The sequence below is a fragment of the Pseudonocardia pini genome (assembly GCF_013870575.1).
GTDB classification, from domain to species: domain Bacteria; phylum Actinomycetota; class Actinomycetes; order Mycobacteriales; family Pseudonocardiaceae; genus Pseudonocardia; species Pseudonocardia pini.
Map to the genome: position 1 here is coordinate 1 of NZ_JACBXB010000192.1, position 8,233 is coordinate 8,233.

The window sequence follows — 8,233 nt, forward strand, 5'->3', positions numbered from 1 at the left end:
CAGCCGGTCCCGCGCCGCCGCTCTCGCCTCGGCGCGGGCCCGCTGTTCCAGGCCAACGGCCGGTAGCGCGTCAGGCCCGGCCCGCCGACCCGCTCATCAGGCCCGTGAGCAGCGCGGTGATCTGGGCGGTGAGCACCTCGGGTGTGGTGCCGACGTCGACGCACCGCTCCTGCAGCGGTCCGTCCAGCCAGAGCGTGACGATCCCGACGGCCAGGGCCCAGACCAGCCCGACCGCGGGCATCGGGTCGCCGGGCGGGGCGGTGCCCTCGCGCTGGCAGTCCACGACCGCCGCCGTGAGCAGGTCGATCGACCCCTCGCCCGCGTGCGCCGCGTCCGGGTGCCGGTCCGGGTGGGAGAGCTCCGGACGCAGCATGAGGTGCACGTATCCCGGGTGCTCCCGCGCGAACCGCACGTAGGTCCGCACGAAGGCGCCCAGGGCCTCCACGCCGGACGTCGCCTGCGCACGAGCCTGTCGCAGCTCGGACTCCAGGAGTGCCGAGCCGCGGACGATGACGGCAGCGAAGAGCGCCGCCCGGTCGGCGAAGTGGTGGTAGGGCGCACCCGGGCTGACGCCCGCCTCGCGGGCGACCCGACGCAGGCTGACCGCGCCGATCCCCTCGGCCTCGATCAGGGAGACCGAGGCGCTGATCAGCTCCTCGCGCAGCGCACCGTGGTGGTAGGTCGCCCTGGTCTCGGCAGGCACGATCCGACAGTAGGTGGTTGACGACGGCCGCGCGAGCCGTCTATACAGTGCTCAGATTCTGAACACCGTATAGATGGGGGCGTGCGATGACGGTCCTGGTCACCGGGGGGACGGGGTTCATCGGCGGCCACTGCGTCCGCGAGCTGCTCGAACACGGCCACCCGGTACGGACGACGGTCCGCGACGCCGCCCGCGCCGACGTCGCCCCGCTGCGGGCTCTCGCCGCGGAGACCGGCGGGTCGCTCGAGCTGGTGGAGGCGTCGCTGGACGCCGACCGGGGCTGGGCCGAGGCCGTCGCGGGGTGCGAGTACGTCTGGCACGTGGCCTCCCCGGCGCCGGCGGCCATGCCCGCGGACGAGGCCGAGCTCGTCCGCCCCGCCGTCGACGGCACGCTGCGCGTCCTGGGTGCCGCGGCGGACGCGGGCGTCCGGCGGGTGGTGCTCACGTCCTCGATCGACGCCGTCCGCCACGGCCATCCCGAGCAGCGGGTCTTCACCGAGGACGACTGGTCCGTCGTCGACGGCCTCGACCCGTACCCGAAGAGCAAGACGCTCGCCGAGCGCGCGGCCTGGGCGGCCGCCGCCGACCGCGACCTGGAGCTGGCCGTGGTCAACCCCGGCCTGGTGCTGGGCCCGCTGTGGCGGGCCGAGGCGAACGTCTCCGCCGAGGTGATCCGGCTGCTGCTCGTCCGCGGTGTGCCCGCCGTGCCGCGGCTCGGGTTCGCGGTGGTCGACGTGCGGGACGTGGCGACCCTGCACCGGCTCGCGATGCTCGCCCCCGAGGCGGCGGGCAACCGGTACATCGCCGCAGGAGAGCAGCTCTGGCTCGGCGAGATCGCGGAGCTGCTGGCCGCCGAGTACGCCCCGCGCGGCTACCGGGTGCCGACCCGCGCCCTGCCCTATCCGCTGATGTGGGCCGCGGCGCGCTTCGACCGGACCCTCCGGACGGCGCTGGCGCTGGTGGACGTCCCGGCGTCGGTGAGCTCGGCGAAGGCCGCCCGCGACCTGGGCTGGACCGCGCGGCCCGCCGAGGAGTCCGTGCTCGCGACCGCCGAGAGCCTGATCCGCCTCGGCGTCGTCCCGGAACGGGCGCCCCGACACCCTCGCTGACCGCCCTCGAGCACCCACACCCCCCGAGCCCGCCCGCCCGAACCCGACCAAGATCGCACGTTTCGTGCTCTCAGCGCGGCAAGATCACGATCTGCGTGCGCTCAGCGCTGTCCGGACCGCGCTGAGAGCACGAAACGTGCGCTCGAGCACAGCGCTCAGGTCGAGGCGCTCTCCCTCGCGTGTTCCTCCCGCACCTTGTTCACCAGCTCGACGAGCTCGGTGTCCTCCTTGAGCGCCTTGCGAGCGCGCGGCGAGAGGCCCTTCAGCCGCTCCTCCTCGCCCTTGAGCACCTCGATCAACCGGGCCCGCTCCGCCGGGTCGTCGCAGTGCAGGTACTCCTTGGCCCGCCGCCGGACCGTCGACGAGGCGTTGACCGCCTTGCCCTTCGGGCTCAGCAGCGAGGCGATCACCGTGATGACCAGCACCCCGATGATCACGCTCAGCGACACCGGCGTGCTGATCTCGACCACCGGGACCGGCTCGCCGTCGTTGATGAACGGGACGTTGTTCTCGTGCAGCGCGTGCAGGATCAGCTTCACGCCGATGAACCCGAGGATCGCCGCGAGCCCGTAGGACAGGTAGACGAGCCGGTCGAGCAGGCCGTCGATCAGGAAGTACAGCTGGCGCAGCCCCAGCAGCGAGAACGCGGTGGCGGTGAACACGATGTAGGTGTTCTGGGTCAGCCCGAAGATCGCCGGGATGGAGTCGAGGGCGAACAGGATGTCCGTGCCGCCGATCGCCACCATCACCAGCAGCATCGGGGTCATGACCCGCTTGCCGTCCTCGACGGTGAAGAGCTTGTCGCCGTCGTAGTGCGGGGAGGTGCGCAGGAACCGTCTGGCCAGCCGGATGACGAAGTTGTCCGCCTCGTCGTCGCCACCCTCGCTCTTGATCAGGTTCCCCGCCGTGAGCAGCAGGATCAGCCCGAAGAGGTAGAAGACCCAGGCGAAGGTGTTGATCAGCGCGGCGCCCAGGAAGATGAACCCGGTCCGCGCGATCAGCGAGAACACGATGCCGAACAGCAGCACCTTCTGCTGGTCGGCGCGGGGCACCGAGAAGCTGCTCATGATGATCAGGAAGACGAACAGGTTGTCCACCGAGAGGGCCTTCTCGGTGACGTAGCCCGCGAAGTACTCGGTGCCCATGGTCGAGCCGCCGAACACCCACACCCCCACCCCGAACAACAGGGCGATGCCCACGTAGAGGGCGGACCAGAGCCCCGCCTCCCGCAGCGTCGGGATGTGCGCCTTCCGGACGTGGAACACGAAGTCGAAGGCCAGCAGGCCGACGATCGCGAGGATCGTCAGCCACCAGACCAACGGGGAAACGGACACGTGTCCTCCGAGGGCAGGACGGAACCGGACATCTCGGAGACTAGTGGTCCCACGCCCCACGAGTGTTTGTCCTGACATAGTCGGGGCCGTGAGCTAGGGTCTCCGACGTGGACCGGCGCCTCGCGCTGCTCGTGGCGGCGGCGTTCTTCATGGAGATCCTCGACGCCACGGTGATCGCCCCGGCCGCCCCGCACATCGCGGCCGACCTCGGCGTCTCCCCCGTCGACGTGAACGTGGCCGTGACGGCGTACATCCTCACGGTCGCGGTGCTGGTGCCGGTGAGCGGCTGGTTGGCGGACCGGGCGGGGCCGCGGCGGGTCTTCGCGGCCGCGATCGTGCTGTTCACGCTCGCGTCCGTGGGGTGCGCGCTCGCGCCGAACCTCGGGGTGCTGGTGGGGACGCGGGTGCTGCAGGGCGTGGGCGGGGCGATGATGGTGCCCGTCGGACGGCTGGTGGTCCTGCGCACGACGGACCGTTCGGACCTGGTCCGCGCCATCGCGTACCTGACCTGGCCCGCCCTGCTCGCGCCGGTGCTCGCGCCCGCCCTCGGCGGCCTCCTGGCCGAGTACGCGTCCTGGCGGTGGATCTTCCTGGTCAACGTCCCGTTGGGGATCGCCGCGCTCGTCGCGACGCGCAGCCTGGTCCCGCGGGTGCCCGCGCTCGATCCCGGACGCCTCGACCGGACGGGGTTCCTGCTCGGCGCCTCGGGGATCGCGGCGCTGGTCGGCGGGTTGGAGCTGCTGGGGACGGGCACCCCCCGGTGGTTCGCGGTCGGGGCGCTGTTGGTCGCCGCCGCGGTCCTGCTCACCGCCGCGGTCCGCCACCTGCTGCGCACCCGCAGGCCGCTGGTGGACCTGCGGGTCCTCGGGGTGCACACCCTGCGCACCACGGCGGGCGCGGGCTCGGTGTTCCGCGCGGTGATCACCGCGGTGCCGTTCCTGCTCCCGCTGTTCTTCCAGCTCGGCTTCGGCTGGTCCGCGGCACAGGCCGGGCTGGTGGTGATCGCGCTGTTCGTGGGGAACGTGGGGATCAAGCCCGCCACGACCCCGCTGATGCGCCGGTTCGGGGCACGCTCGGTCATGGTCGCGTCCGTGGCGGCGTCGGTCGCGATGCTCGTGGCGATCGCGTTCCTCCAGGCGCAGACGCCGTTGTGGCTGGTCGTCGCGGTGCTGGTGGCCAGCGGGATCGGCCGGTCGGTGGGTTTCACCACCTACAACAGCATCGCGTTCGCGGACGTCGAGCCGGACCGGATGACGCCGGCGAACACCCTGGTCTCGACGCTGCAGGAGGTCAGCGCCGGGCTCGGGGTCGCCGTCGGCGCGCTGCTCGTCCGGCTGGGGGACGTGGTCGCACCGGACTCCGGCACGACCCCGTACCGGATCGCCTTCCTCGCGCTCGCGGTGCTCCTCGCACCCGCGGTCGTGGCCGCGCTGCGGCTCCCCCGGGACGCCGCCGCGGCGGTCACCGGGCATGCGGCCCGTTCCTGACCGCTCGGGGCGGGACACTGTCGGCATGACGGAACGCGTGCTCGGCCGGGACCGGCAGCTGCGCGCCCTGCTCGCCCGCCAGCAGCTGCTGGAGCGGGCGACGACGAGCCCGGCCGCCGTCGTCGAGCGGGTGGGTGGGCTGCAGACGCAGTACTCGCCCGCGGGCTACGTGGGGCTGTGGTCGCGGCTCGCCGGTCTGCACCGGGAGGACCTCACCGAGGCGTTGCGGCGCAGACGGATCGTGCAGGGGTGGGTCATGCGGTGCACGATCCACATGGTCTCGGCGGCGGACTGGGCGCCGCTCACCGAGGCCGTGCGCGAGGCCCGTCGGACCTTGTTCCTCCGCCTCCCCGAGGCGCGCGCACTGGACATGCCCGCGGTGGGCGAGGCCGTGCGCGGGTACCTCGCGGACGGTCCGCTCAAGCAGGCGGAGATCGTGTCGCGGCTCGTCGCGGACGGCTTCGGGAAGACGGCCTGGACCGGCGCCCAGCTGTGGGTGGACCTGGTGCGGGTGCCGCCCTCTGGCACCTGGGAGAGCCCGCGGGCCCAGCTCTACGAGCTCGCCGACCGGTGGCTCGGCCGCAGGGCCGCCCCGGTGTCGCTCGCCGCGGGCCAGGAGCTGCTGGTCGCCCGCTACCTGCGCGGGTTCGGGCCCGCCACCTCGGGCGACATCGCGCGCTACGGCGGCTGGACCCTCACCGAGACCAAGTCCGTGCTGGAGCGGCTCGAGCTGCGGCGCTTCCGGGACGAGGAGGGGGCGGTGCTCGTCGACCTCCCGAGGGCGCCGCTGCCGCCCGCCGCGGCACCCGCGCCCGTCCGCTTCCTCGGCGCCTGGGACGCGGTCCTGCTGCTCGGCCACGCCAAGCGGACCGGGATCCTCCCCGCGGAGCACCGCGAGAAGGTGTTCCACACCCGGATGCCCCAGTCCACCCCGACCTTCCTGGTCGGCGGGCGGGTCGCGGGGACCTGGCGGTTCGTCGACGGAGAGGTGCGCACCACCCCGTTCGAACCGCTCTCCCCCGCCGCCGACGACGAGGTGGCGGCCGAGGCCGAACGGCTCAGCGCGTTCGCTCGGGGGTGAGTGGGCTCGGGTGTCGTGGCTGGTAGAGCCCCAGCTCACCGCCGCCGGGGACGCGCAGCCGGGTCAGCAGCCCCCAGCCGACGTCCGCCACCGGTTCGGTGAACTCCACCCCCTTGGCGGTCAGCTCGGCGACGGTCCGCTCCACGTCGTCGCACATGAGGTAGAGCTCGTGCCGCCCGCTCGTGTCCGGTTCGCCCGGATGGACCGCGATCTCCGTGGGTGGGGCGGCGAAGATCAGCCACCCGTCGTGGGCGTCGACGAACGGCAGGTCGAGGACGTCCCGGAGGAAGGCGCGCGCCCGCTCCGCGTCCTCGGCGTAGACGATGGTGTGCAGGCCGGTGAGCACAGCGCCTCCTCGTGTCGGGTGCCGCGCATGGTGCCGGCCCGAGGCTCAGGCGCCCAGCCGGACCGCGGTGGTGACCGCACGCCACCGCTCGCCGAGGCGGGCCGAGGAGGACACGCCGGCGCGGTGGCAGTCCTCGACCGTGCCGAGCAGGCGGTAGAGGGCCTCGCTGGTGAGCCCGCGCGGCAGCGTCTCGACGGCGGCGCCCGCGCGGCTGATGGCCTGCGCCACCGCGGGTGAGTCGGGTGAGTGCCGCAGGGCCGCGATCGCGGAGTAGACCGCCCGTAGGGCCCGACGCGCGTCGGCCGTGCCGGCCTCGGGCTTCGTCACCGTGCTCATCGCTCTCACCTTTCGTCAACCTCGGATTGACACTCGTCAAGGTAGCATTGACGGTGATCTGGTCAAGATAGGGTTGACGCATGGCGGGTCAGGGCGGGCTCAAGCGGGTCCAGAAGGCGATCGACGCGTTCGCGGCGGCGGAGTCCCCGCTCGACGAGCTCGCCGCCGCCCGTGAGCTGCGTGCGGCGGCCGAGGAGGTCGAGCGCACGCGGGCCGCGGCAGCCCGCGAGGCGGGCGTGAGCTGGACGAAGATCGGCGCGCTCTACGGGACCTCGAAGCAGAACGCCCAACAGCGCTTCGGCGCCGCCGCCCGCCGGGAGCACGCCGAGGAGTCCTGACCCGCCGACACCGTGCCGGGCCCGCCATTTGTTAGGGTAGCCTCACTTTCTCGAAGGGGGCCATCGTGGCGCGGACGAACATGCGGGCGAACCGGATCACGCCGGAGGTGTCCGAGCTGCTGCGCACGCGGGTCGTCCGCCGGGAGCGGCTCTCCCCACACCTCGCCCGCGTGACGTTGGGCGGCGGCGAGCTCGACCGCTTCCGCCACGTGGGGTTCGACCAGTGGTTCCGGCTGTTCCTGCCCACGGCGGGCGGGACGCTGGAGAACCTCCCGGACAAGCTGACCACGCTGAGCTACGCGAGGTTCCTCACGCAGTCCAAGGCCACCCGTCCTCACCTGCGGGTCTACACCGTGCGGGCGTACCGGCCGGTGGGCCCGGACGGTCCGGAGATCGACGTCGACGTGGTGCTGCACGGCTCCGTCGCGGACGGCACCGCCGGACCGGGCGCGGCGTGGGCGGAGACCTGCTCGCCCGGCGACCCCGTCGCGCTGCTCGACGAGGGCGTGGGCTTCAACCCCGATCCGGCGCTGAACGAGGTGGTCATGGTCGCGGACGAGAGCGGCCTGCCCGCCACCGCGGGCATCCTCGCGTCGCTGCCCGCCGAGGCGCGGGGCCGCGCCCTGATCGAGATCCCCACCGCGGCGGACCGGCAGGACCTGACGGGACCGGCGGGCGTCGAGGTCACCTGGATCACCCGGGACGACCCGGCCGCCGTGCCCGGCCGCGCCGCGCTGGCCGCCGCCGAGGCTCTCCCCCTGCCCACCGCACCCTTCTACGGCTGGACGGTCGGCGAGCAGTCGCTGCCCAGCGGCCTGCGCAGGCACTGGGTGCGGGCGGGGGTGCCGAAGCAGGACATCCTGTTCTGCGGGTACTGGCGACACCGCGCCGGACACTGAGATCATCTCCGCACGTGGGCACGACTGAGGTGGGGCTGCGGCGCCGGGTACTCCGACGGCAGCGCAGACGGGTGGTGGGGGCGTCGCTGCTCCTGATGGGGCACCAGACCTGTGAGGCGCTGGTGCCCCTGGCGATCGGGGTGGCCATCGACTCCGCGGTGGCGACGGGGGACGTCCGGCTGCTGGTGCTGTGCCTCGCCGGCCTGGTCGTGCTGTTCGGCGTGCTGAACACCTGCTACCGCTGGTTCGCCCGCCTCGGCCACGGCGCCGTGATCGACGAGGGCCACCAGCTCCGCGTGGAGCTCGCCGAGCGGGTGGTGCGTCCCGGCGCGGCGCTCCGGCGGCACGGCGAGCTGCTGACCATCGCCTCGTCCGACGCCGACCAGGCGGCCCGGAGTGTCCTCTGGGTGTCCGGGCTGTGCGGGTCGGCGGCGGCGCTCGCGGTGAGCTCGGCCATCCTGCTCACGATCGACCCGCTGCTCGGGGCGGGCCTGATCGTCACCGCGGTGCTGGTCACGGTGGGTCTCAACGCCCTGTCCCCCGTGCTGACCCGGCGGGTCGCGGGCCAGCAGGAGACGCTCGCCGAGGCGTCCGCGCTGG

The 8,233-nt window shown here is 73.3% G+C and carries 9 protein-coding genes and 1 pseudogene; 6 read left to right on the plus strand and 4 right to left on the minus strand.

Features of this window, described 5'->3' with window-relative positions:
* Nucleotides 1-70: 70 nt before the first annotated feature.
* Nucleotides 71-703 (minus strand): TetR/AcrR family transcriptional regulator, encoded by a 633-nt coding sequence (locus tag H5J29_RS13410; RefSeq protein ID WP_181781278.1) that lies wholly within the window; start codon nucleotides 701-703, stop codon nucleotides 71-73.
* An 86-nt stretch (nucleotides 704-789) separates the two neighbouring features.
* Here H5J29_RS13410 and H5J29_RS13415 point away from each other — a divergent pair, with 86 nt between their 5' ends.
* Nucleotides 790-1,812 carry an NAD-dependent epimerase/dehydratase family protein gene (locus H5J29_RS13415; RefSeq protein WP_181781279.1) on the plus strand — a complete coding sequence of 341 codons (1,023 nt, stop codon included), beginning with the start codon at nucleotides 790-792 and terminating at the stop codon, nucleotides 1,810-1,812.
* 155 nt (nucleotides 1,813-1,967) lie between these two features.
* Here H5J29_RS13415 and H5J29_RS13420 read toward each other — a convergent pair whose 3' ends face one another.
* Complete coding sequence (locus tag H5J29_RS13420) at nucleotides 1,968-3,146, minus strand: TerC family protein (protein WP_181781280.1); 1,179 nt, start codon at nucleotides 3,144-3,146, stop codon at nucleotides 1,968-1,970.
* A gap of 107 nt (nucleotides 3,147-3,253) precedes the next feature.
* On the opposite strand from H5J29_RS13420, the gene H5J29_RS13425 reads away from it, so the two are divergent.
* The gene (locus H5J29_RS13425) at nucleotides 3,254-4,633 is read left to right on the plus strand and encodes an MFS transporter (protein WP_312858199.1); all 1,380 of its coding nucleotides are present in this window, start codon (nucleotides 3,254-3,256) and stop codon (nucleotides 4,631-4,633) included.
* 25 nt (nucleotides 4,634-4,658) lie between these two features.
* A complete protein-coding gene (locus H5J29_RS13430; RefSeq protein ID WP_181781281.1) occupies nucleotides 4,659-5,714 on the plus strand; it encodes a winged helix DNA-binding domain-containing protein in 1,056 nt (351 codons plus the stop codon).
* Here the strand turns inward: H5J29_RS13430 and H5J29_RS13435 are convergent.
* Nucleotides 5,692-6,060 (minus strand): VOC family protein, encoded by a 369-nt coding sequence (locus H5J29_RS13435; RefSeq protein ID WP_181781282.1) that lies wholly within the window; start codon nucleotides 6,058-6,060, stop codon nucleotides 5,692-5,694. The two genes, H5J29_RS13430 and H5J29_RS13435, sit on opposite strands and share 23 nt — an antisense overlap.
* 45 nt (nucleotides 6,061-6,105) lie before the next feature.
* Nucleotides 6,106-6,396, minus strand: coding sequence for a hypothetical protein (locus H5J29_RS13440; RefSeq protein ID WP_181781283.1), 291 nt, complete (start codon nucleotides 6,394-6,396; stop codon nucleotides 6,106-6,108).
* A gap of 80 nt (nucleotides 6,397-6,476) precedes the next feature.
* On the opposite strand from H5J29_RS13440, the gene H5J29_RS13445 reads away from it, so the two are divergent.
* The 3 genes and pseudogenes from H5J29_RS13445 to H5J29_RS13455 all read left to right on the plus strand — a co-directional run.
* Nucleotides 6,477-6,734, plus strand: a complete 258-nt coding sequence (locus H5J29_RS13445) for a hypothetical protein (RefSeq protein WP_181781284.1) — start codon at nucleotides 6,477-6,479, stop codon at nucleotides 6,732-6,734.
* 65 nt (nucleotides 6,735-6,799) lie between these two features.
* Complete coding sequence (locus tag H5J29_RS13450) at nucleotides 6,800-7,633, plus strand: siderophore-interacting protein (RefSeq protein WP_312858200.1); 834 nt, start codon at nucleotides 6,800-6,802, stop codon at nucleotides 7,631-7,633.
* Nucleotides 7,634-7,647: 14 nt separating this feature from the next.
* Nucleotides 7,648-8,233, plus strand: a pseudogene (locus H5J29_RS13455) (ABC transporter ATP-binding protein); the annotation flags it as partial.

Excerpts from the sequence above, each read along its gene's own strand:
- H5J29_RS13415 (WP_181781279.1), top strand. The coding sequence starts at position 790 with ATGACGGTCCTGGTCACCGGGGGGACGGGGTTCATCGGCGGCCACTGC.
- H5J29_RS13430 (WP_181781281.1), top strand. The coding sequence starts at position 4,659 with ATGACGGAACGCGTGCTCGGCCGGGACCGGCAGCTGCGCGCCCTGCTC.
- H5J29_RS13440 (WP_181781283.1), bottom strand. The coding sequence starts at position 6,396 with ATGAGCACGGTGACGAAGCCCGAGGCCGGCACGGCCGACGCGCGTCGG.
- H5J29_RS13445 (WP_181781284.1), top strand. The coding sequence starts at position 6,477 with ATGGCGGGTCAGGGCGGGCTCAAGCGGGTCCAGAAGGCGATCGACGCG.